The sequence below is a fragment of the Streptococcus sanguinis genome (assembly GCF_050222175.1).
GTDB classification, from domain to species: Bacteria; Bacillota; Bacilli; order Lactobacillales; family Streptococcaceae; genus Streptococcus; species Streptococcus sanguinis_M.
Window position 1 is genome coordinate 1 of the sequence record NZ_CP071420.1, and the last position, 20,971, is coordinate 20,971.

15 protein-coding genes, 3 tRNA genes and 2 rRNA genes are annotated in these 20,971 nt (G+C 40.1%); 19 read left to right on the top strand and 1 reads right to left on the bottom strand.

The features are described 5' to 3' along the window. From dnaA to J1C91_RS00015, 3 genes are all read left to right on the top strand, one after another. Entirely contained in the window at positions 1–1,353 is a 1,353-nt protein-coding gene (dnaA, locus tag J1C91_RS00005; protein ID WP_002908361.1) for a chromosomal replication initiator protein DnaA, read from the top strand. A gap of 158 nt (positions 1,354–1,511) precedes the next feature. Continuing rightward, the gene (gene dnaN, locus J1C91_RS00010; protein ID WP_009659533.1) at positions 1,512–2,648 is read left to right on the top strand and encodes a DNA polymerase III subunit beta; all 1,137 of its coding nucleotides are present in this window, start codon (positions 1,512–1,514) and stop codon (positions 2,646–2,648) included. 127 nt (positions 2,649–2,775) lie between these two features. Beyond that, on the top strand, positions 2,776–2,970 hold the full coding sequence (locus J1C91_RS00015; protein ID WP_002894296.1) for a DUF951 domain-containing protein: 195 nt from the start codon (positions 2,776–2,778) through the stop codon (positions 2,968–2,970). 119 nt (positions 2,971–3,089) lie between these two features. Here J1C91_RS00015 and J1C91_RS00020 read toward each other — a convergent pair whose 3' ends face one another. Further along, entirely contained in the window at positions 3,090–3,581 is a 492-nt protein-coding gene (locus tag J1C91_RS00020) for a DUF1307 domain-containing protein (protein ID WP_009659537.1), read from the bottom strand. 166 nt (positions 3,582–3,747) lie between these two features. On the opposite strand from J1C91_RS00020, the gene ychF reads away from it, so the two are divergent. The 16 genes from ychF (at position 3,748) to J1C91_RS00100 (ending at position 20,879) form a co-directional block, all read left to right on the top strand. Next, positions 3,748–4,863 (top strand): redox-regulated ATPase YchF, encoded by a 1,116-nt coding sequence (gene ychF / locus J1C91_RS00025; protein ID WP_009659529.1) that lies wholly within the window; start codon positions 3,748–3,750, stop codon positions 4,861–4,863. A 73-nt stretch (positions 4,864–4,936) separates the two neighbouring features. Then, positions 4,937–5,506: an aminoacyl-tRNA hydrolase gene (gene pth, locus J1C91_RS00030; RefSeq protein ID WP_002908365.1), complete on the top strand. Its 570-nt coding sequence runs from the start codon at positions 4,937–4,939 to the stop codon at positions 5,504–5,506. Further along, complete coding sequence (gene mfd, locus J1C91_RS00035; RefSeq protein WP_002908367.1) at positions 5,499–9,002, top strand: transcription-repair coupling factor; 3,504 nt, start codon at positions 5,499–5,501, stop codon at positions 9,000–9,002. Before pth ends, mfd begins: the two co-directional genes overlap by 8 nt. A 90-nt stretch (positions 9,003–9,092) precedes the next feature. Further along, entirely contained in the window at positions 9,093–9,359 is a 267-nt protein-coding gene (locus J1C91_RS00040) for an RNA-binding S4 domain-containing protein (protein ID WP_002908369.1), read from the top strand. Next, positions 9,352–9,720, top strand: a complete 369-nt coding sequence (locus J1C91_RS00045) for a septum formation initiator family protein (protein ID WP_002899511.1) — start codon at positions 9,352–9,354, stop codon at positions 9,718–9,720. Before J1C91_RS00040 ends, J1C91_RS00045 begins: the two co-directional genes overlap by 8 nt. 2 nt (positions 9,721–9,722) lie before the next feature. Further along, complete coding sequence (locus tag J1C91_RS00050) at positions 9,723–9,851, top strand: SP_0009 family protein (protein WP_002908371.1); 129 nt, start codon at positions 9,723–9,725, stop codon at positions 9,849–9,851. Continuing rightward, positions 9,844–11,127: a serine hydrolase gene (locus J1C91_RS00055; RefSeq protein ID WP_002908373.1), complete on the top strand. Its 1,284-nt coding sequence runs from the start codon at positions 9,844–9,846 to the stop codon at positions 11,125–11,127. The genes J1C91_RS00050 and J1C91_RS00055 overlap by 8 nt, the downstream gene beginning before the upstream one ends. Continuing rightward, positions 11,124–12,401: a tRNA lysidine(34) synthetase TilS gene (tilS, locus tag J1C91_RS00060; RefSeq protein ID WP_002908375.1), complete on the top strand. Its 1,278-nt coding sequence runs from the start codon at positions 11,124–11,126 to the stop codon at positions 12,399–12,401. Before J1C91_RS00055 ends, tilS begins: the two co-directional genes overlap by 4 nt. 4 nt (positions 12,402–12,405) lie before the next feature. After that, positions 12,406–12,948: a hypoxanthine phosphoribosyltransferase gene (gene hpt, locus J1C91_RS00065; RefSeq protein WP_032912557.1), complete on the top strand. Its 543-nt coding sequence runs from the start codon at positions 12,406–12,408 to the stop codon at positions 12,946–12,948. A 17-nt stretch (positions 12,949–12,965) separates the two neighbouring features. After that, positions 12,966–14,945 carry an ATP-dependent zinc metalloprotease FtsH gene (gene ftsH, locus J1C91_RS00070; RefSeq protein WP_002908379.1) on the top strand — a complete coding sequence of 660 codons (1,980 nt, stop codon included), beginning with the start codon at positions 12,966–12,968 and terminating at the stop codon, positions 14,943–14,945. 105 nt (positions 14,946–15,050) lie between these two features. Further along, positions 15,051–15,122: transfer RNA gene (locus J1C91_RS00075), tRNA-Glu, on the top strand. A gap of 5 nt (positions 15,123–15,127) precedes the next feature. Beyond that, positions 15,128–15,201, top strand: a tRNA-Asn gene (locus J1C91_RS00080). 214 nt (positions 15,202–15,415) lie between these two features. After that, positions 15,416–15,901, top strand: a complete 486-nt coding sequence (locus J1C91_RS00085) for a sigma-70 family RNA polymerase sigma factor (protein ID WP_002894314.1) — start codon at positions 15,416–15,418, stop codon at positions 15,899–15,901. A 266-nt stretch (positions 15,902–16,167) separates the two neighbouring features. Then, a 16S ribosomal RNA gene (locus tag J1C91_RS00090) occupies positions 16,168–17,715 on the top strand. A gap of 64 nt (positions 17,716–17,779) precedes the next feature. After that, positions 17,780–17,852: transfer RNA gene (locus J1C91_RS00095), tRNA-Ala, on the top strand. A gap of 127 nt (positions 17,853–17,979) precedes the next feature. Then, positions 17,980–20,879 (top strand): 23S ribosomal RNA (locus tag J1C91_RS00100). The 16S and 23S rRNA genes sit together here with 1 tRNA gene alongside, the layout of an rRNA operon. Positions 20,880–20,971: the final 92 nt, after the last annotated feature.

The window sequence follows — 20,971 nt, forward strand, 5'->3', positions numbered from 1 at the left end:
ATGACCAAAGAACAGGACTTTTGGAATCGTATTTTAGAATTGGCTCATGCTCAGCTAAAACAGACAACTTATGATTTCTTTGTTGCTGAAGCCAAGCTTGTCAAAGTTGAAGAAAAACAAGCTATTATTTTCCTGGATAGTCCGGTGAAACAACTATTTTGGGAGCAAAACTTAGTAGGAGTTATTCTTACTGCAGGATTTGAGATTTTTAATGATCAGATTGCTGGAAAGTATATTTTTGAAGAAGAAACTAAAATTGACACACCGAAATCTGCAGTAACCAGTCCTCAAATCAGCACTGTTCAGCCAAGCTTGCCACCTATTGATACTGGCTTAAAGTCAAAATATACCTTTGACAATTTTGTTCAGGGAGACGGAAATATCTGGGCTAAAGCTGCTGCCTTAGCGGTATCTGAGAATCTGGCCACAACCTATAATCCTCTTTTTATCTACGGAGGACCTGGCCTGGGCAAAACTCATTTATTAAATGCTATTGGCAATCAGATTTTAGAAAATATTCCAGATGCGCGTGTCAAGTATATACCGGCTGAAACCTTTATTAACGACTTCCTTGAACATTTAAGATTGGGAGAGATGGATAGCTTTAAAAAAATCTATCGTAGTCTGGATCTTCTGCTAATTGATGATATTCAATCTTTGGGAGGAAAAAAGGTTTCAACTCAGGAAGAATTTTTCAACACTTTCAATGCTCTTCATGGTGAAAATAAACAGATTGTTTTAACCAGCGACCGCAGTCCTGATCATCTGGACAATTTGGAAGAACGCTTAGTGACACGTTTTAAATGGGGATTAACTCAGAATATTACACCGCCAGATTTTGAAACACGAATTGCAATTCTGCGAAACAAAATAGAAGATTTGGATTATATTTTCCCGAATGATACTTTGGAATATCTTGCAGGACAATTCGACTCCAATGTCCGCGACTTGGAAGGTGCTTTGAATGACATCAGTCTCATCGCTAGAGTTCGTCATCTGAAGGAAATCACTATTGATATCGCTGCAGAGGCTATTCGAGCACGCAAGCAGGATTCAAACCAGGTAACAGTTATCCCGATTGATAAGATTCAGTCTGAAGTTGGGAAATTCTATGGTGTTAGTGTCAAAGAGATGAAAGGCAGCCGTCGAGTGCAAAATATCGTTTTAGCTAGACAGGTAGCTATGTATCTGACTCGTGAGCTGACTGATAACAGTCTGCCTAAAATTGGTCGTGAATTTGGCGGGAAAGATCATACGACTGTTATCCATGCACACGGAAAAATCAAAACCATGATTGAATCAGACGACAATTTACGTTTAGAAATTGAAAGCATCAAGAATAAAATTAAATAGCGTGTGGAAAACTACAGATTTTTTTCAAAACTTATCCACACTTTGTGAACAAGTCTCAAAACTTGTTAGAATAAGAACGAAGCTATTTTTCCACATAATTCACATAAACTACTATTACTATTAATCTTATAATCATAAATAAATAAAAAGGAGATCCCATGATTCATTTTTCTATTAATAAAAATCTCTTCTTACAAGCTTTAAATACTACTAAAAGGGCTATCAGCCATAAAAATGCAATTCCTATTCTTTCTACTGTAAAAATTGATGTTACCAAAGAAGGAATCACCTTAATCGGCTCGAATGGTCAAGTGTCGATTGAAAACTTTATTTCTACTCAAAATGAAAATGCAGGCTTGCTTGTCAACTCAACAGGCTCAATTTTATTAGAAGCGACTTTCTTTATTAATGTTGTTTCCAGCTTGCCAGATATTATTTTGGATTTTAAAGAAATTGAACAAAAACAAATCGTCTTGACTAGCGGCAAATCAGAGATTACCCTGAAAGGAAAAGACGCTGACCAGTATCCACGAATTCAGGAAATTTCTGCCAGCAATCCCTTGGTCCTTGAAACAAAAATTCTCAAAGATGTCATTAACGAAACAGCTTTTGCAGCCAGTGTTCAAGAAAGCCGTCCAATTTTAACTGGTGTTCACTTTGTTTTGACAGATAACCGTTCTTTGAAGGCTGTTGCGACAGACTCTCACAGAATGAGTCAAAAGAAAATTACTCTAGAGAAAAACGGAGATAATTTTGACGTAGTCATTCCAAGTCGCTCTTTACGTGAATTTACGGCTGTTTTTACCGATGAAATTGAAACGGTAGAGGTTTTCTTTGCTAACAATCAAATTCTTTTCAGAAGCGAAAATATCAGCTTCTACACCCGCCTCTTAGAAGGAAATTATCCAGATACAGATCGTTTGATTCCGACTGAATTTACGAGTGTCCTTACTTTTAATACTTCTGATTTACGTGCAGCTATGGAACGAGCTCGTCTCTTGTCTAATGCTACACAGAATGGAACAGTTAAACTGGAGATTGCAGGCGGTATTGTTAGTGCCCATGTAAATTCACCAGAGGTTGGCCGTGTTAACGAAGAAATTGATACAGAAAGTGTAACTGGCGAAGATTTGACTATTAGCTTTAATCCAACTTATTTGATTGATGCTTTGAAGGCTATTGACAGTGAAAAAGTAACGATTAGTTTTATCTCATCCGTTCGTCCTTTCACCTTGGTACCGAGTGAAGACACAGAAAACTTTATTCAGCTGATTACACCTGTCAGAACTAATTAAGATGAAAAGCAGTGGACCAAGTTAAAGATTTTTAATTCTTGGTCCTAATCGTTTTTTATTCACAGAGTATGATAAATACTTAAGTTTTCTTCCTAGACAATAATAGTTCTTTGAAAGGAGAAAGAAAATGTATGAAATTGGTCATTTTGTAGAAATGAAAAAGCCGCATGCCTGCACCATTAAAGCGACTGGGAAAAAGGCGAATCGCTGGGAAATCACAAGGGTTGGTGCAGATATCAAAATCCGTTGCACCAATTGTGAACATCTTGTGATGATGAGTCGTCACGATTTTGAAAGAAAAATGAAGAAAATAATTGATTAGACGAAAACTCATCGTAAATGCTATTGTGGAAAACTAAGTTGCATTGCTGAAGATCAGATTTAGATTTAATTTTTCAATCAAAAATGGATAAGACTTTTTAAGTCCTATCCATTTTGCTTTTATTTAAGTTCTTCAAATTTACCGTCTTTAACTTCTTTATAGCCTTTTTTCTCAAGTATTTTAGCGCTTTCTTTATAACTTATGTAACTTAATTTTTGATTACTTGATATTTGAAGAAGATGTTTTCTTTGTAGCTCTTCAATGTCAGCTTTTCTAAAATCAATTGTAATTTTTTCGGTCAAATATTCATCTTTGTAATCAATTTCATGAGTCAACCCTTTGACATCTTTGATAGATTTAGCGTAGGCTTCTGTCTGCTCTTTAGCCGTGTCTTTTGTCAAGCCAATTGGTTCATAGTAGAAAGTATTGTTTATTTGTTGTATAAGAAGTTCATCATTTTTGTATTCATAGGTGATGCGACTATTTTTCTTAGTATTTTGGTCAATCAGTTGGAAATAAGCTTTTTTAGGACTGTTACAGGCAGTTAAAATAAACAAAGTAGTAAACGCAAGGAAGGAAAGAAAAAGTGTTTTAGAAGTATTCTTTTTCATGTGGAACTCCTTTAGTAAGAATAATAGCTATATTATATCATTTTTATCTTCAGTTTATTTTACACTTCTGTAAAGAAAGCTAGAAAAAATAACTAAAATCCGCTGTTTAGGATAAGGATTTATGGTATAATGGTTTGGATTGAAAAGATGAATGGAGAAGATAAGAATGGCTTTGACAGCAGGAATCGTTGGTTTACCCAATGTTGGTAAGTCAACTTTATTTAATGCAATTACAAAAGCAGGTGCAGAAGCAGCTAATTACCCTTTTGCGACAATTGATCCAAATGTCGGGCGGGTAGAAGTTCCGGATGCACGTTTGGATAAATTAACAGAACTCATCAAACCACAGAAGAAAGTTCCAACAACCTTCGAATTTACTGATATTGCTGGAATTGTGAAAGGTGCTTCGAAAGGAGAAGGACTAGGAAATAAATTCTTGGCCAATATCCGTGAAGTAGATGCTATCGTCCACGTAGTACGTGCCTTTGATGATGAAAATGTTATGCGGGAACAGGGCCGTGAGTCTGAATTTGTAGATCCAATGGCTGATATTGAGACCATTAATCTAGAATTGATTTTAGCAGACCTAGAAAGTATCAATAAACGCTATACACGTGTAGAGAAGATGGCTCGTACTCAAAAAGATAAGGATTCAGTGGCAGAATTTAATGTTTTACAGAAAATTAAGCCTGTCCTAGAAGATGGTCTGTCAGCTCGCACAATTGAATTCACGGAAGAAGAACAAAAAAACGTTAAAGGACTCTTTCTTTTAACGACTAAGCCGGTTCTCTATGTGGCCAATGTAAGTGAAGATGAAGTAGCAGATCCAGATAATATTGACTATGTGAAGCAGATTCGTGAATTCGCAGCTACAGAAAATGCTGAAGTTGTTGTCATTTCAGCGCGTGCAGAGGAAGAAATTTCTGAATTGGACGATGAGGATAAGTCAGAATTTCTGGAAGCTATCGGCTTGACAGAATCAGGTGTGGATAAACTGACCAGAGCAGCTTATCATCTGTTGGGACTTGGAACCTACTTTACAGCTGGTGAAAAAGAAGTGCGTGCCTGGACCTTTAAGCGTGGAATGAAAGCTCCTCAAGCGGCTGGTATTATTCACTCAGACTTTGAAAAAGGCTTTATTCGAGCAGTGACTATGTCTTATGATGACCTAGTGCACTATGGCAGCGAAAAAGCAGTTAAAGAGGCTGGACGTTTGCGCGAAGAAGGAAAAGAATATATCGTTCAAGATGGCGATATTATGGAATTTAGATTTAATGTGTAAAGTATTTGTAAAGTTTAAAAATTCTAGGTTGGAAATTTTTTTCCAGCCCTTTTGGCTTTTATAAAGGAGAAAAATGGTAAAGTTAATAGTCGGTCTGGGAAATCCAGGAGAAAAATATATCGAAACCAAGCATAATGTTGGTTTTATGCTAGTTGACAAAATTTGTAAAGATCTTGATTTAAAGTTTACAGCTGATAAAATCTTTCAAGCAGATATCGCCTCTACTTTTCTAAATGGCGAAAAAGTCTATTTTGTCAAACCAACTACATTTATGAATGAGAGCGGAAAGGCCGTTCAAGCTTTACTGGCATACTATGGTTTAGATATAGAGGATTTATTGGTCATCTATGATGATTTGGATATGGAAGTTGGTAAGATTCGTTTGCGCAGCAAGGGTTCAGCTGGTGGCCATAACGGTATTAAATCTATTATCAAACACATTGGAAGTCAAGAGTTTAAACGGATAAAGATAGGTATTGGCCGTCCAAAAGAAGGTATGACAGTAGTCCACCACGTTCTAGGAAAATTTGATAAAGATGATTATATAATGATTCTGAATACTCTTGATAAGGTTGACAATGCTGTAAATTATTATTTACAGTCAGGCAATTTTGAACAAACTATGCAGAAATACAATGGATAATAAAATGAACCTGATTGACTTATTTTGTCAAAACCAGCAAATTTCAGATTGGAAGAAAAATCTCCATAAAAACAGCAGACAGTTGATAATGGGATTGTCTGCATCAACAAAAGCAATTACTATAGCAGCTGGATTAGAAGAATCAGAGAAAATCCTTGTGCTGACTTCTAGTCAAAATGAAGCAGATCGTTTGGCTAGTGATTTGATTTCTTTGTTGGGAGAAGACAAGGTCTATACTTTCTTAGCAGATGATACTCCTATAGCAGAATTTGTTTTTGCTTCACAGGAAAAAATATTTTCGAGATTAGATGCTCTAAACTTTTTAATAGACCATCAAAAGTCTGGAATTCTAGTTACTAATGTCGCAGCCAGCAAATTACTCTTGCCTGATTCTATTGATTTTAAAAATACCAATATAAATTTGACAGTTGGACAAGAATATGACCTAAATAATCTTGTAAAGATGTTGTCAAGATCAGGATACAAGAAGGTGTCTCAAGTTTTAAGTCAGGGAGAATATAGTCTAAGAGGAGACATCTTAGACATTTTTGAGCGCTCAGCAGAGGCACCTTATCGCCTGGAGTTTTTTGGCGATGAAATTGATGGTATTCGGATTTTCAATCCAGAAAATCAAACTTCAATTGATAACATAGAAAGTATTTTGATTAAACCTGCTTCTGATATCCTGCTTTCTGAGAAAGATTATGCTCGAGGACGAGAAAATCTGGAAGCTATTTTAGAAAAAGCTGTTGATCCTGCTTTGAAATCTTACTTAGAAGAGCTACTAATAAGTGCCAAAGAGGAGTTCCATCATGCAGATATTCGTAAATTCCTTTCTTATTTTTATCAGCAAGAATGGACTATTTTAGACTACTTGCCTGTTCATAGTCCTGTGTTTTTTGATGATTTTCAAAAAATTGTGGATCGACATGCTCAATTTGAACTGGAAACAGCTAGTTTATTGACAGATAATTTACAAAATTGTAAAGCTTTATCAAGTCAGAAATATTTTGCAGATAAGTACCAAGATTATCGTCAATATAAACCAGCAACCTTCTTTTCAAGCTTTCAAAAAGGTTTGGGAAATCTGAAATTTGATGCTTTGTATCAATTCAATCAGTACCCAATGCAAGAATTTTTCAGTCAGTTTTCCTTGCTCAAGGAAGAGATTAATCGTTATAAAAAATCTGGCTATACAATAATTTTACAAGCAAATTCTTCGGCAGGTTTACAAAGTTTACATAAAAATTTACAGGAATATGATATTCATTTAGACTATATAAGAGAGGCTGAAATCCAAAAAAATGCAGTTCAACTTATTGAAGGAAATCTTGTTCAGGGTTTTAATTTCGTAGATGAGAAAATTGTTCTTATTACAGAGTACGAAATTATTCATAAGAAAATAAAACGAAAAATCCGGCGTCAGAATATCTCAAATGCTGAACGACTGAAAGATTATAATGAGCTAGAAAAAGGGGACTATGTTGTCCATAATATTCATGGGATAGGACGTTATCTGGGAATAGAAACGATTGAAATCTCTGGTGTCCACCGTGATTATCTGACGATTCAATATCAAAATTCTGATCGTATTTCGATTCCAGTTGACCAGATTGATCTCCTATCAAAGTATGTTGCCAGCGATGGAAAAACACCTAAGGTAAATAAGCTAAATGACAGTCGTTTCCAGAAGAGTAAGCAAAAAGTTCAGCATCAGGTTCAGGATATTGCGGATGATTTGATTAAACTATATGCTGAACGCAGCCAGCTAAAAGGTTTTGCTTTCTCAGCTGATGATTCCAATCAAGAGGAATTTGATAATGATTTTCCTTATGTTGAAACAGAGGACCAGCTAAGAAGTATCCAGGAAGTGAAGAAGGATATGGAAAGCAGTCGTCCAATGGATCGCCTCTTAGTTGGTGATGTCGGCTTTGGGAAAACAGAAGTAGCTATGCGGGCCGCTTTTAAGGCTGTCAATGATCATAAACAGGTAGCTGTATTAGTGCCAACAACGGTTTTAGCCCAGCAGCACTATACTAACTTTAAAGAACGCTTTAATGATTTTGCGGTCAATGTTGAGGTACTTAGTCGTTTCAGGAGTAAGGCGGAACAAAAACAGACCCTGGAGAAGCTGCAGAAGGGACAAGTTGACATTATCATTGGAACCCACCGACTCTTATCCAAAGATGTAGAATTTGCGGATTTAGGTTTAATCATCATTGATGAGGAGCAGCGTTTTGGAGTTAAGCACAAGGAAACATTAAAAGAATTGAAAAAGAAAGTTGATGTCTTAACTTTGACAGCAACTCCTATTCCTCGAACTCTTCATATGTCTATGCTGGGGATTCGCGATTTGTCAGTCATTGAGACCCCACCTACCAATCGTTATCCTGTTCAGACTTATGTTTTAGAAAGCAATCCTACAGTGATTCGAGAGGCTGTCTTACGTGAAATAGACCGAGGTGGACAGGTTTACTATCTTTACAACAAGGTTGACACAATTGAACAGAAAGTTTCAGAGTTAAGAGAGTTAATCCCAGAAGCTTCTATAGGCTATGTTCATGGCCAAATGAGTGAGATTCGTTTAGAAAATACTTTACTGGACTTCATCAATGGAGAATACGATATTTTGGTGACTACAACCATTATTGAAACTGGAGTTGATATCCCCAATGCCAATACTTTGTTTGTAGAAAATGCTGACCACATGGGGCTGTCAACCTTGTATCAACTTCGTGGACGGGTTGGCCGCAGCAATCGGATTGCCTACGCTTATCTGATGTACAGACCAGATAAGATCTTAACAGAAGTTTCCGAAAAGCGTTTAGAGGCTATTAAAGGATTTACAGAACTAGGTTCTGGATTTAAGATTGCCATGCGAGATTTGTCTATTCGGGGGGCTGGCAATATTCTAGGAAGTATGCAATCAGGCTTTATCGATTCTGTTGGTTTTGAGATGTATTCACAGCTTCTAGAAGAAGCTATTGCTAAAAAGCAGGGTAGAGAAAATAAACGTCAAAAGAGCAATGCAGAACTTAATCTGCAGATTGATGCCTATCTGCCTAGTGACTATATTTCTGATGAAAGACAGAAGATTGAAATTTATAAGAGAATTCGTGAGATTGACAGCCGTGTAAACTATGAAAATTTACAGGATGAATTGATTGATCGTTTTGGGGAATATCCTGATGTTGTAGCCTATCTGTTGGAGATTGGACTTGCTAAGTCTTATTTAGATCAGGCATTTGTAAAGTCAGTGGAACGCCAGCAGAATGCAGTAATTATTCATTTTGAGAAGATTTCGCAGCAACTTTATCTGACGCAGGATTATTTTGAAGCACTTTCGATGACGAATTTAAAGGCTCGAATTGGTGAAAAAAATGGCTTGATTGAAGTAATTTTTGATGTGAGGAACAAAAAAGATTATGAGATTTTAGAAGGTCTGGTTAATTTTGGAGAAAAGATGCTGGAAATTAAACAACGCAAGGCAGAATAAAGGTTACAATTCAGTGAAGTTTGGCTTTTTAAGCTCTATTTTTCTCAAAAAATGGTAGAATAATAAATTAAGAGAAAATGAGGTAATAGGATGAGATTAGATAAATATTTGAAAGTGTCACGGATTATCAAGCGACGTCCAGTGGCTAAAGAAGTAGCTGACAAGGGCCGGATAAAAGTGAATGGTATCTTGGCTAAGAGCTCAACAGATTTGAAAGTAAATGACTTGGTTGAAGTACGCTTTGGTAATAAACTCTTGACTGTAAAAGTTCTGGAGATGAAAGACAGTACCAAAAAAGAAGATGCAGCTAAAATGTACGAAATCATCAGTGAAACAAGGATAGAAGAAGATGCCTAAAAATATCGTCCAACTCAATAATCGTTTTATTCAAGATGAAAATCAACGCCGTAGATATGTGGATCAGGAACGGCGGAAACGCAACCGTTTTATGGGCTGGGTTCTAATTTTGGTGATTCTCTTATTTATTCTACCTACCTATAATTTGTACCAGAGTTATCAAACCTTGCTGCAGCGTCGTGAACAGTATTCTAAACTGCAGGAAAAATATCAGACGCTCAGTGAAGAAAAGGTCTACCAATCTGATATAGCAACAAAGTTAAAAGATGACAGTTATGCTGCTAAGTATGCACGCGCTAAATACTCTTTTTCAAAAGAGGGCGAGTACATTTATACTATCCCAGATTTATTACCACAGTAGTTATGGAAGATTTACTAAAAACCATTGAGCAGTTCTTGGAATTTTCAGATGAGAAATTGGAAGAACTGTCTGAAAAAAATCAAGCTTTGAAACTTCAAGAAAATCAAAAGGAAAGGGGAAAACATGCGTAAGTTTTTGTTACTGATATTTTTGCTGCCAGCTTTATTTAGCAGTATCACCGTTATTAGTACTGAAAAAGATTTCGTATTAGACGAGGAAGAAAAATATCATTTTACAAGCACTACGTATGGACGCTATTATGACAGCATCCCGACAAATCCTAATGTTTATCAAGAAACTCCTACATTTACAGATTCTACTCTGAGTAAGACTGCTGGAAAGCTAGTTCCAGACCAGCCTATCCAGATAACAGGATTTTATGTAAATGAAGAAGAAGTCCCGATTTTTAAACTGAAAAATGGGCAGTTTGTGATAGCGGATAAAAATACAATTTACGAAGATACTGTCCAGTCAATCGAAGATATCCATCAAGAAATGTGGCTGAAACCCGGCTTTACTCTTTATGATAAAGCCAATATCAACGGAGCTAAAAAAATAAATACAACAGTAGCTCCATATACAAAAGTAAACATTGTCCAAATTGTTCAGACAGTCAAAGGAACTTATGCCCAGATTGAAGGACAGGGCTGGGTTTCTATGGAATTTCTGGATGAAACTGACAATCGAATGGACAAGGTTCAAGAAATTTTGAGCAGTAAGTACAACAAGGCAGACTACTCTATCTATGTCAAACAGCTGGACACAGGCAAAGAAGCAGGCATTAATCAAGATCAAGAGATGTATTCAGCTAGTGTGACAAAACTACCTTATCTTTACTATGTGCAGGAACAGTTGGATCAGAAAAAACTTTCGTTAGATCAGAAGTTCAAGTATATTGGAGCAGTTAATGATTTTGCAGGTGCTTACGAACCAGAAGGAAGTGGCAGCATTGCTAAGTCAGCTGATGACAAGGAATATTCGGTTCAGGATTTGATAAATCGAGTGGCCAAAGAATCAGATAATGTCGCCCATAATATTTTAGGCTATTATGCGACCAATCAATCTGATAAAAATTTTCAGCAAACAATCAGCAAAATAGCTGGAAAGAAGTGGGATGTAGAAGAAAGACAAGCATCTTCACGTATGGCTGGAAATGTTTTGGAAGCTATCTATGAGCAAAATGGCATGATTATCGATGCCTTGTCTCAGACAAATTATGATAATCAACGGATTTCTAAAAATATAGATGTTAAAGTGGCTCATAAAATTGGTGATGCCTATGATTTCAAGCATGATGCTGCGATTGTCTATACAGATTCTCCTTTTATCATTGTCATTTTTACTAATAATTCAAACTACGATAACATTTCCCAGATAGCAGACGATGTCTATGGAGTCCTGAAATGATTAAGCAAGAATTTCTTAAAAAAATGCAGGAGAGAAAGTATTTCCAAGACCATCGAAAAGTTTTGGTTGCTGTATCAGGTGGACTGGATTCTATGACGTTGCTGCAGCTGTTGATTGATTCTCAAAAAGAACTGGCTATCGAGCTTGCGATTGCTCATGTTAACCATAAACAGCGGCCAGAGTCAGATCAAGAAGAAAAGGCATTAGTAAAGATTGCAGAACAGCTTGGTGTAAAGATTTTTACATCAAGTTTTTCTGGTAGTTTTTCAGAAAATGTTGCTCGGCAGTTTCGTTATGATTTTTTCGGGAAAGTCATGCAGGAGGGGCACTATACAGCTCTGGTAACTGCCCACCACGCAGATGATCAAGCTGAGACAGTTTTTATGCGGCTGCTGCGTGGAGCTAGACTTCGTCATCTGTCCGGCATGAAAGCTGTCCAGCCTTTTGCTTGTGGGGAGCTGATTCGTCCTTTGCTTACTTTTCATAAGTCAGACTTTCCGGATATTGACCATTTTGAAGATAGCAGTAATTTTCAAAATGACTATCTCAGAAATCGAATTCGCAATCTTTATCTGCCGGATCTAGAAAAAGAAAACCCACAATTTAAGGATTCTTTGCGGTATCTGGGCAAGGAAATTGAAGATTGGCAGACCGCTTTGTCTCACTTGACTAGGGATTTAGATATAGAAAATATCCAAGTCTTTCATCAGCAAATCCCCCAAGTTCAACGTTTTCTATTGCAGAACTATCTCGAAAATTTTCCTGGGCTGAATCTGAGCAAGCAACAGTTTGAGGAGGTTTTGAACATCCTGCGGACTAAGGCCAATTATCAGCATATTTTGAAAAAAGACTATGAGCTTATTAAAGATTACCAGTGTTTTGAAATTAGAAAAATCAGTCGTAAGCCCGATTTAAAAATGGATTCAATTTTGTTAGAATTTGAGAACCTGATTGAGTTTGGGCATTATCGATTTTCATTCGGGATTCCTTTGAGTGGTGAAAATATCCAGAAAATTTTTGTTTCGCGTGAAACTTCGCTGATACTCCGCTTCCGAAAAGAGGGAGACAGTATTTTGCTGAATGGTCATCACAAGAAACTTCGTCGTCTTTTTATTGATAAGAAGGTTTCTTTTGAAGAACGGAATTCATCTGTAGTAGTTGAACAAAATCATCAAATTTTAGCGATCTTAAATATTGCTATCAGTGATTTGAGTAAGGCATTAAAAAGTGATATAATGAGTACTGTACTTTATATTCAGAAAATAGATGGGTAAAATTATGCTAGAACAAGATATCAAAAAAATATTGATTTCCCATGATGAAATCGTGGATGCTGCAAAAAAGCTTGGTCAGCAATTAACCAAAGACTACCAAGATAAAAATCCAATTTTTGTTGGAATTTTAAAAGGTTCCGTGCCTTTTATGGCTGAGTTAATCAAGCATATTGACACACATATTGAGCTTGATTTTATGTTGGTCTCCAGCTACCATGGTGGTACTGCTAGCTCAGGTGTTATTAATGTTATTAAGGACATTGATCAAGACATTACAGGACGTGATATCCTTTTTGTTGAGGATATTATTGATACTGGTCAGACTTTGAAAAATCTGTGCAATTTGTTTAAGGAAAGAAATGCTGCATCAGTAAAAATTGCTACACTTTTGGATAAGCCAGAAGGCCGTATTGTTGAGATTGATGCAGATTATACATGTTTCACAATTCCAAATGAATTTGTTGTTGGATATGGATTAGATTACAACGAGAACTATCGTAATATTCCGTATATTGGTATTTTGAAAGAAGAAGTTTATACAAAATAAAGGTTTACTATTAATAGATGAAAAATAAGCAAAACAATGGTTTTATAAAAAATCCATTTCTCTATATTCTGATTATTGTTGTCCTAGTGACAGGGTTTCAGTATTTCTTCTCAGGAGATACTGGCGGTCGCAGTCAACAAATCAATTACACAGAATTAGTGAAGGAAATTAAGGAAAATAATGTCACAGAGATGAGCTACCAGCCAAATGGCAGCGTCGTTGAGATTTCAGGTACTTACAAAACACCTCAGGAATCGAAAGAAGATACAGGGATTTTATTTTTTACTCCAAACGTTTCTAAAGTAGAGAGATTTACAAGTATTATTTTACCGTCAGATATTACAATTTCTGATTTACAAAAATTAGCTTCTGAGCATAACACTGAAATCAGCATAAAGCGCGAAAGTTCAAGCGGAATGTGGATTACAATCCTCACTTCCATCGTTCCTTTTGTAATTGTCATCTTCTTCTTTATGTCCATGATGAATCAAGGTGGAGGCGGTGGTGCCCGCGGTGCCATGAATTTTGGTCGCAATAAAGCGCGTGCTGCTAACAAAGAAGATATTAAGGTTCGTTTCTCGGATGTAGCTGGTGCCGAGGAAGAGAAACAAGAACTTGTAGAAGTCGTTGAGTTTTTGAAAGATCGGAAACGCTACACCAAGTTAGGTGCTCGTATTCCTGCCGGTGTGCTTCTAGAAGGCCCTCCGGGAACTGGTAAAACCTTGCTTGCTAAGGCAGTTGCTGGGGAAGCTGGAGTTCCTTTCTTCAGTATCTCAGGTTCTGATTTTGTAGAAATGTTTGTTGGGGTCGGAGCAAGCCGAGTTCGTTCTTTGTTTGAAGATGCGAAAAAAGCAGCTCCTGCTATTATCTTCATCGATGAAATTGATGCAGTCGGTCGTCAGCGCGGTGTTGGCCTTGGCGGTGGTAACGATGAGCGGGAGCAAACCCTCAATCAGCTCTTGATTGAAATGGATGGTTTTGAAGGCAACGAAGGAATCATTATTATTGCGGCTACTAACCGTTCGGATGTATTGGATCCAGCCTTGCTGCGTGCTGGCCGTTTTGACAGAAAAGTGTTGGTCGGCCGTCCTGACGTTAAAGGTCGGGAAGCTATTCTCCGTGTTCATGCTAAGAATAAGCCACTGGCTAAAAATGTTGATTTGAAACTAGTTGCTCAACAGACACCAGGTTTTGTTGGTGCTGATTTGGAAAATGTCTTGAATGAAGCTGCTTTGGTTGCTGCTCGTCGTAACAAGAAAGTCATTGATGCAGATGATATTGATGAAGCAGAAGATCGGGTAATCGCAGGACCTTCTAAGAAAGATAAGATGGTGTCTGAACGTGATCGTCAAATGGTTGCTTATCATGAAGCTGGACATACTATTGTTGGTTTGGTATTGTCAAATGCGCGTGTCGTACATAAGGTAACCATCGTACCTCGTGGACGTGCTGGTGGCTATATGATTGCCCTGCCTAAGGAAGACCAAATGCTTCTATCTAAAGAAGATATGAAAGAACAATTAGCTGGTCTTATGGGTGGCCGTGTGGCTGAAGAGATTATCTTTAATGTGCAGACAACAGGTGCTTCTAATGACTTTGAACAGGCAACTCAGATGGCCCGCAGTATGGTAACAGAATATGGAATGAGCGAAAAACTTGGTCCGGTTCAATACGAAGGCAATCATGCTATGTTTGGTGCAGCCAGTCCTCAAAAATCAATTTCAGAACAGACTGCATATGAGATTGACGAAGAGGTAAGAGAACTTCTTAATGAAGCTCGTAACAAAGCTGCAGAGATTATCCAGTCCCATCGCGAAACTCATAAATTGATTGCTAAAGCGCTTCTTAAATATGAAACTTTGGATAGCAATCAGATTAAATCATTGTATGAAACTGGCAAAATGCCAGAAGAGTCTGAACTTGAATTAGACAAAGAAGCTCATGCGCTTTCTTATGATGAAATTAAAACGAAAATGGAAGAAAAAAGTTCCGAGTAGAAGAAGTTGGAGAAATTCCAACTTTTTTCTCTTTTTCTGAAATAGTTATTGACAAAGGAATAAAAGCTGATATAATGGAATATGTTCTGCAGAAGGACAAGAAATGGTCCGTTGGTCAAGGGGTTAAGACACCGCCTTTTCACGGCGGTAACACGGGTTCGAATCCCGTACGGACTATATAATCCGCCATAGCTCAGTTGGTAGTAGCGCATGACTGTTAATCATGATGTCGTAGGTTCGAGTCCTACTGGCGGAGCTAGGTTTAAAAAATCAAATGTGTTAGCATTTGATTTTTTTCTTGCTTTCAGACTTCCTATAAATCCTCCCAAATGACTAAATATGTGCCTGAAATGACTTAAAAATAGTTATTCGAGTCAGAAGAGCTCCTAAAATATGCTTTTTAGAAGAAAGAGCCCATCTTGCTTTCTATTTACAGTAGAATTAAGCCAAGTAAAATTTAAGGAGGAACTATGGATTTTAGAACTACTTATGAGAAGGTGAAATGGATAGTTTGGAAGTGTAAGAAAGACTATTATATTCATTTGTGGGAACATAGTGATTGGGAGCAAGAAGGGATGTTAGTTTTATACGAACTTCTGCTTAAAGAAAAAGGAATTGAAAATGATGAGGAAAAACTCTATCGTTATTTCAAAACAAAATTCAGGAATCATATACATGATAAAATTCGTAAACAAGAAAGCCAAAAGCGCAAATTGGACCGCCAGCCTTATGAAGAAGTGAGTGAGATTGGTCATCGTTTGAAATCAAAAGAGTTGTTTCTAGATGAGTTAGTTGCCTTCAGAGAAGCGATTGACAATTATAAAAGAACTCTTGATGATGTTGGATTGGATAATTATCAGAGGTTGATGAGCAACGAGCGCTTTAAAGGAAGAAGAGCCATGCTTAAAGATTTAAAAAATCACTTAAAAGATTTTCAAGATAATACGATTTTGTAATGAACAAACTTGATGACTTTATTTCTGTTTTTCTAGAACAGGTTAGAGCATCAAGTTTTTTTATTAAATAAAAATCAAAAAAGATTAAAAAAGGTATTGACAGGGTTAGGGTATAGGTGATATACTAATATAGTTGTCGCGAAAGACAAAGCCCTTTGAAAACTGAACAAGACGAACCAAGTGCAGGGTGACATAGAGATATGTAACCTGTCAAAAAAACGAAAATAAATCTGTCAGTGGACAGTAATGAGTGCGAACTCAAACTTTTTAATGAGAGTTTGATCCTGGCTCAGGACGAACGCTGGCGGCGTGCCTAATACATGCAAGTAGAACGCTGAAGAGAGGAGCTTGCTCTTCTTGGATGAGTTGCGAACGGGTGAGTAACGCGTAGGTAACCTGCCTGGTAGCGGGGGATAACTATTGGAAACGATAGCTAATACCGCATGAAATTGCTTATCGCATGATAATTAATTGAAAGATGCAATTGCATCACTACCAGATGGACCTGCGTTGTATTAGCTAGTTGGTGAGGTAACGGCTCACCAAGGCGACGATACATAGCCGACCTGAGAGGGTGATCGGCCACACTGGGACTGAGACACGGCCCAGACTCCTACGGGAGGCAGCAGTAGGGAATCTTCGGCAATGGGGGGAACCCTGACCGAGCAACGCCGCGTGAGTGAAGAAGGTTTTCGGATCGTAAAGCTCTGTTGTAAGAGAAGAACGGGTGTGAGAGTGGAAAGTTCACACTGTGACGGTATCTTACCAGAAAGGGACGGCTAACTACGTGCCAGCAGCCGCGGTAATACGTAGGTCCCGAGCGTTGTCCGGATTTATTGGGCGTAAAGCGAGCGCAGGCGGTTAGATAAGTCTGAAGTTAAAGGCTGTGGCTTAACCATAGTATGCTTTGGAAACTGTTTAACTTGAGTGCAGAAGGGGAGAGTGGAATTCCATGTGTAGCGGTGAAATGCGTAGATATATGGAGGAACACCGGTGGCGAAAGCGGCTCTCTGGTCTGTAACTGACGCTGAGGCTCGAAAGCGTGGGGAGCAAACAGGATTAGATACCCTGGTAGTCCACGCCGTAAACGATGAGTGCTAGGTGTTAGGCCCTTTCCGGGGCTTAGTGCCGCAGCTAACGCATTAAGCACTCCGCCTGGGGAGTACGACCGCAAGGTTGAAACTCAAAGGAATTGACGGGGGCCCGCACAAGCGGTGGAGCATGTGGTTTAATTCGAAGCAACGCGAAGAACCTTACCAGGTCTTGACATCCCTCTGACCGCTCTAGAGATAGAGTTTTCCTTCGGGACAGAGGTGACAGGTGGTGCATGGTTGTCGTCAGCTCGTGTCGTGAGATGTTGGGTTAAGTCCCGCAACGAGCGCAACCCCTATTGTTAGTTGCCATCATTGAGTTGGGCACTCTAGCGAGACTGCCGGTAATAAACCGGAGGAAGGTGGGGATGACGTCAAATCATCATGCCCCTTATGACCTGGGCTACACACGTGCTACAATGGCTGGTACAACGAGTCGCAAGCCGGTGACGGCAAGCTAATCTCTGAAAGCCAGTCTCAGTTCGGATTGTAGGCTGCAACTCGCCTACATGAAGTCGGAATCGCTAGTAATCGCGGATCAGCACGCCGCGGTGAATACGTTCCCGGGCCTTGTACACACCGCCCGTCACACCACGAGAGTTTGTAACACCCGAAGTCGGTGAGGTAACCGCAAGGAGCCAGCCGCCTAAGGTGGGATAGATGATTGGGGTGAAGTCGTAACAAGGTAGCCGTATCGGAAGGTGCGGCTGGATCACCTCCTTTCTAAGGAGTCCGTAAGGACACACGGAATGCACTTGAGTCTTGTTTAGTTTTGAGAGGGCTATGTGGGGCCTTAGCTCAGCTGGGAGAGCGCCTGCTTTGCACGCAGGAGGTCAGCGGTTCGATCCCGCTAGGCTCCATTATCTAGTTTGACTAGATAAAGAACTTGTCCATTGAAAATTGAATACCGATATCAAATAGTAACAAGAAAATAAACCGAAAACGCTGTGAAAATTAATGAGTTTAAGACTGAAAGGTCAAAAATAAGGTTAAGTTAGTAAGGGCGCACGGTGGATGCCTTGGCACTAGGAGCCGAAGAAGGACGTGACAAACGACGAAATGCCTCGGGGAGCTGTAAGTAAGCTTCGATCCGGGGGTGTCCGAATGGGGGAACCCAACAGGTTGATGCCTGTTACCCATTTCTGTTAAGGGAATGAGGAGGAAGACGCAGTGAACTGAAACATCTAAGTAGCTGCAGGAAGAGAAAGCAAAAGCGATTGCCTTAGTAGCGGCGAGCGAAGAGGCAGAAGGGCAAACCGAAGAGTTTACTCTTCGGGGTTGTAGGACTGCAATGTGGACTCAGAATTTATAGAAGAATGACTTGGGAAAGTCAGCCAAAGAGAGTAAGAGCCTCGTATTTTAAATAGATTCTGTACCTAGCAGTATCCTGAGTACGGCGGGACACGTGAAATCCCGTCGGAATCTGGGAGGACCATCTCCCAACCCTAAATACTCCCTAGTGACCGATAGTGAACCAGTACCGTGAGGGAAAGGTGAAAAGCACCCCGGGAGGGGAGTGAAATAGAACCTGAAACCGTGTGCCTACAACAAGTTCGAGCCCGTTCATGGGTGAGAGCGTGCCTTTTGTAGAATGAACCGGCGAGTTACGTTATGATGCGAGGTTAAGTTGAAGAGACGGAGCCGTAGGGAAACCGAGTCTGAATAGGGCGCTTTAGTATCATGATGTAGACCCGAAACCATGTGACCTACCCATGAGCAGGTTGAAGGTGCGGTAAAACGCACTGGAGGACCGAACCAGGGCACGTTGAAAAGTGCTTGGATGACTTGTGGGTAGCGGAGAAATTCCAAACGAACTTGGAGATAGCTGGTTCTCTCCGAAATAGCTTTAGGGCTAGCGTCGACATGAAGATTCTTGGAGGTAGAGCACTGTTTGGGTGAGGGGTCCATCCCGGATTACCAATCTCAGATAAACTCCGAATGCCAATGAATTATGGTCGGCAGTCAGACTGCGAGTGCTAAGATCCGTAGTCGAAAGGGAAACAGCCCAGACCACCAGCTAAGGTCCCAAAATAATTGTTAAGTGGAAAAGGATGTGGGGTTGCACAGACAACTAGGATGTTAGCTTAGAAGCAGCTATTCATTCAAAGAGTGCGTAATAGCTCACTAGTCGAGTGACCCTGCGCCGAAAATGTACCGGGGCTAAAACAATTTACCGAAGCTGTGGATACCTTTTATAGGTATGGTAGGAGAGCGTTCTATGTGTGGAGAAGGTGTACCGTGAGGAGCGCTGGAACGCATAGAAGTGAGAATGCCGGTATGAGTAGCGCAAGACAGGTGAGAATCCTGTCCACCGTAAGACTAAGGTTTCCAGGGGAAGGCTCGTCCGCCCTGGGTTAGTCGGGACCTAAGGAGAGACCGAAAGGTGTATCCGATGGCCAACAGGTTGAGATTCCTGTACTAGAGTATGAAGTGATGGAGGGACGCAGTAGGCTAACTCGTGCGTACGATTGGATGTACGTCTAAGCAGTGAGGCGTGGTATGAGTCAAATGCTTATACCTCTAACGTTGAGCTGTGATGGGGAGCGAAGTTTAGTAGCGAGTGAGTGATGTCACACTGCCAAGAAAAGCTTCTAGCGTTGTATCATACTCTACCCGTACCGCAAACCGACACAGGTAGTCGAGGCGAGTAGCCTCAGGTGAGCGAGAGAACTCTCGTTAAGGAACTCGGCAAAATGACCCCGTAACTTCGGGAGAAGGGGTGCTGACTTTGGTCAGCCGCAGTGAATAGGCCCAAGCAACTGTTTATCAAAAACACAGCTCTCTGCTAAATCGTAAGATGATGTATAGGGGGTGACGCCTGCCCGGTGCTGGAAGGTTAAGAGGAGTGCTTAGCGGTAACGCGAAGGTATGAATTGAAGCCCCAGTAAACGGCGGCCGTAACTATAACGGTCCTAAGGTAGCGAAATTCCTTGTCGGGTAAGTTCCGACCCGCACGAAAGGCGTAATGATTTGGGCACTGTCTCAACGAGAGACTCGGTGAAATTTTAGTACCTGTGAAGATGCAGGTTACCCGCGACAGGACGGAAAGACCCCATGGAGCTTTACTGCAGTTTGATATTGAGTGTCTGTGCCACATGTACAGGATAGGTAGGAGCCTATGAAATCGGGACGCCAGTTTCGATGGAGGCGTTGTTGGGATACTACCCTTGTGTTATGGCCACTCTAACCCGGTAGGTTAATCATCTACGGAGACAGTGTCTGACGGGCAGTTTGACTGGGGCGGTCGCCTCCTAAAAGGTAACGGAGGCGCCCAAAGGTTCCCTCAGACTGGTTGGAAATCAGTCGCAGAGTGTAAAGGTATAAGGGAGCTTGACTGCGAGAGCTACAACTCGAGCAGGGACGAAAGTCGGGCTTAGTGATCCGGTGGTTCCGTATGGAAGGGCCATCGCTCAACGGATAAAAGCTACCCTGGGGATAACAGGCTTATCTCCCCCAAGAGTTCACATCGACGGGGAGGTTTGGCACCTCGATGTCGGCTCGTCGCATCCTGGGGCTGTAGTCGGTCCCAAGGGTTGGGCTGTTCGCCCATTAAAGCGGCACGCGAGCTGGGTTCAGAACGTCGTGAGACAGTTCGGTCCCTATCCGTCGCGGGCGTAGGAAATTTGAGAGGATCTGCTCCTAGTACGAGAGGACCAGAGTGGACTTACCGCTGGTGTACCAGTTGTTCTGCCAAGAGCATCGCTGGGTAGCTATGTAGGGAAGGGATAAACGCTGAAAGCATCTAAGTGTGAAACCCACCTCAAGATGAGATTTCCCATAACGCAAGTTAGTAAGAGCCCTGAGAGAAGATCAGGTTGATAGGTTAGGAGTGGAAGTGTGGTGACACATGGAGCGGACTAATACTAATCGCTCGAGGACTTATCCTAGAATAAGAGCTTCATCAGAGTGCAGCGAATGGTTTAGAGAAATGTTAGATTTGATATTGTATTCAATTTTGAGTTGACAAGGCTTGTCTGAG

What these genes read in the sequence shown, in the direction of transcription:
- dnaA (WP_002908361.1), top strand. Translation starts at nt 1, where the DNA reads ATGACCAAAGAACAGGACTTTTGGAATCGTATTTTAGAATTGGCTCAT.
- dnaN (WP_009659533.1), top strand. Translation starts at nt 1,512, where the DNA reads ATGATTCATTTTTCTATTAATAAAAATCTCTTCTTACAAGCTTTAAAT.
- J1C91_RS00015 (WP_002894296.1), top strand. Translation starts at nt 2,776, where the DNA reads ATGTATGAAATTGGTCATTTTGTAGAAATGAAAAAGCCGCATGCCTGC.
- J1C91_RS00020 (WP_009659537.1), bottom strand. Translation starts at nt 3,581, where the DNA reads ATGAAAAAGAATACTTCTAAAACACTTTTTCTTTCCTTCCTTGCGTTT.
- ychF (WP_009659529.1), top strand. Translation starts at nt 3,748, where the DNA reads ATGGCTTTGACAGCAGGAATCGTTGGTTTACCCAATGTTGGTAAGTCA.
- pth (WP_002908365.1), top strand. Translation starts at nt 4,937, where the DNA reads ATGGTAAAGTTAATAGTCGGTCTGGGAAATCCAGGAGAAAAATATATC.
- mfd (WP_002908367.1), top strand. Translation starts at nt 5,499, where the DNA reads ATGGATAATAAAATGAACCTGATTGACTTATTTTGTCAAAACCAGCAA.
- J1C91_RS00040 (WP_002908369.1), top strand. Translation starts at nt 9,093, where the DNA reads ATGAGATTAGATAAATATTTGAAAGTGTCACGGATTATCAAGCGACGT.
- J1C91_RS00045 (WP_002899511.1), top strand. Translation starts at nt 9,352, where the DNA reads ATGCCTAAAAATATCGTCCAACTCAATAATCGTTTTATTCAAGATGAA.
- J1C91_RS00050 (WP_002908371.1), top strand. Translation starts at nt 9,723, where the DNA reads ATGGAAGATTTACTAAAAACCATTGAGCAGTTCTTGGAATTTTCAGAT.
- J1C91_RS00055 (WP_002908373.1), top strand. Translation starts at nt 9,844, where the DNA reads ATGCGTAAGTTTTTGTTACTGATATTTTTGCTGCCAGCTTTATTTAGC.
- tilS (WP_002908375.1), top strand. Translation starts at nt 11,124, where the DNA reads ATGATTAAGCAAGAATTTCTTAAAAAAATGCAGGAGAGAAAGTATTTC.
- hpt (WP_032912557.1), top strand. Translation starts at nt 12,406, where the DNA reads ATGCTAGAACAAGATATCAAAAAAATATTGATTTCCCATGATGAAATC.
- ftsH (WP_002908379.1), top strand. Translation starts at nt 12,966, where the DNA reads ATGAAAAATAAGCAAAACAATGGTTTTATAAAAAATCCATTTCTCTAT.
- J1C91_RS00085 (WP_002894314.1), top strand. Translation starts at nt 15,416, where the DNA reads ATGGATTTTAGAACTACTTATGAGAAGGTGAAATGGATAGTTTGGAAG.